This is a genomic window from Asticcacaulis sp. YBE204 (assembly GCF_000495855.1).
GTDB lineage: Bacteria > Pseudomonadota > Alphaproteobacteria > Caulobacterales > Caulobacteraceae > Asticcacaulis.
The window spans coordinates 1-663 of record NZ_AWGF01000043.1 but is presented as its reverse complement, the minus strand read 5'-3'; the positions used below and the strand labels follow the sequence as shown (position 1 = coordinate 663).

Genomic DNA, 663 nt, shown 5'->3' with positions numbered 1-663 from the left:
TTAGAGCTGTCTATTATAACAGTAAACCGAGAACTCTTAATCCCAAGGGCAGGAATGAAACACGAATTACTTGCTGGGGCGGTAAAAAAAGTCCACTTCAAAACCAGAAAAATACAGGTGCATTAGCTATATTCTGCTTCTCTGCATCCGATAACCTAAAAGACTGTGATCTTGTCGAAGTATGGGTATGCGGCTCCATTGATGAAGAAGACTTAGTTGAAACAATTATTGGAGAAGTACTTCCTGGAACCGCATTATCAGGGTTATCGACACAACTTCTCGGTGGTTTCGCTATCGATGATACAAACTGGAAATCTCGGAATCATGAAATACCCGAGCACTGGAAAGTCACATTCCCTAGTGGAAGCGAGATCATTGAATACTTACCAAAAATATTTAAATTCAAGGGTGAAACTCCTGACAAACTTCTGTTAGAGAGAAGAGAAAAAGAATACGATCTCTTCCGTCAGGTCGAAGAGCTCCATGTTCTTGACAAAGTTAAAGAGGGTTTTGATTCTGTTGAAGATTTCATTGAGCTCGCAAACTCAGTAAGCAATCGCCGTAAATCTCGCTCAGGAAAATCTCTTGAGATGCACCTAGAGAAAATTTTCGTCGCATACGGATTGGTAAAATTCACAACACAGAGTGTCACAGAAGGAAAGA

At 40.4% G+C, this 663-nt stretch carries 1 protein-coding gene; it reads left to right on the top strand.

The window, feature by feature from the left end; all coding sequences use genetic code 11:
* Positions 1–663 (top strand): type II restriction endonuclease (locus AEYBE204_RS40160; RefSeq protein ID WP_235068290.1); only part of this gene is annotated, 663 nt, incomplete at both ends.